The sequence below is a fragment of the Moorena sp. SIO3I8 genome, from assembly GCF_010692325.1.
GTDB lineage: Bacteria > Cyanobacteriota > Cyanobacteriia > Cyanobacteriales > Coleofasciculaceae > Moorena.
In genome coordinates this window covers 1-1,116 of sequence record NZ_JAAHHW010000464.1, presented here as the reverse complement: position 1 = coordinate 1,116, position 1,116 = coordinate 1, and the positions used below count along the sequence as shown (strand labels likewise).

At 38.8% G+C, this 1,116-nt stretch carries 2 protein-coding genes; both read right to left on the bottom strand.

Annotated elements, in window-relative coordinates; genetic code table 11:
- Nucleotides 1-45 precede the first annotated feature (45 nt).
- The gene (locus F6K51_RS37910) at nt 46-336 is read right to left on the bottom strand and encodes a DAHL domain-containing protein (RefSeq protein WP_293031487.1); all 291 of its coding nucleotides are present in this window, start codon (nt 334-336) and stop codon (nt 46-48) included.
- The coding region (locus F6K51_RS37905; RefSeq protein WP_293031484.1) for a cytochrome c peroxidase at nt 333-1,116 on the bottom strand (784 nt) is incomplete at its 5' end. The genes F6K51_RS37910 and F6K51_RS37905, both read right to left, overlap by 4 nt.

Here is a 1,116-nt window from a genome sequence, read left to right as displayed (position 1 = left end):
TTTTTCATTGATTAATTCTAAGTGAATTTGAATAATTTTATTGAGTTATTTTCTCCCATCATGATTAATAAATGTCGGACTACTCTTAAGCTTGTTTTGGGTATTTTTTATTTGATACAAATGCTTTAAAAATTGATCATAATAGGTTAATATATCGGATCGAGATTTGAGAATATCCTGATTTAATATTACATCTATCTCCTTTTGTTGATTTAAAGTATTTTTATACTGTTGGTGTTCTTCAACGTTAATTGGTAGACTTTTCTTCACCAAAAAAGCCAAGATAAAAACAGCAGCCAAGGTATTTATGAGCTTTAGCAATTGAGTTGTGTTCACAATGGTTTTCCTTGATACTCGCCTGTGAGAGTTTTCAGGAACTTGACAATCAAACCAATATCGTTTGGCGACAGTCGGCGTCCCAATTCATATTTGCCCATTATCGTCACAGCTTCTTCAAGAGTTTCAGCTGAACCGTCGTGAAAATATGGTGATGTTAGAGCAACGTTGCGCAAACTGGGAACCTTAAATACATAACGATCACGTTCATTGCCAGTGACATTAAAGCGTCCCAAATCAGCTTTGGTAAGCTTACCGCGATCTTTAAAGTAATCTCCAAACAGACCAAAAGCCTGGAACATATTACTGCCGACATTGACTCCTTGGTGACAGCTAACACAGCCATAGGCTTTAAATAGACGATAGCCTTCTTGTTCTGAGGAGGAGAGGGCATTTTTATGGCCGCGCAGAAATTGGTCAAAGCGTGAGTTGGGAGTGTACAGCGATCTTTCAAAAGTAGCGATCGCATCCTTGATATTCTCGCTGTTGATACCATCTTTATACAGTTGGCTAAATAGTGAGACATACTCAGGGGATTGCTTGAGCTTACTGAGGATTTCTTTCCAATTAGAACCCATTTCCTGCTCTGCATGGATTGGTCTATCAATCTGTTCCTCTAGGGTTTCAACGCTTCCATCCCAATGTTGCTTAAAATTGAATCCACTGTTGAAGACTGTGGGTGCATTAATCAAGCCAATCCTATTCTTGATCCCAATTGAACGCACCATTTGGTCTGTACCACCGGTATTTAGATTGTGGCAGCTAGCACAGGAGATAGTG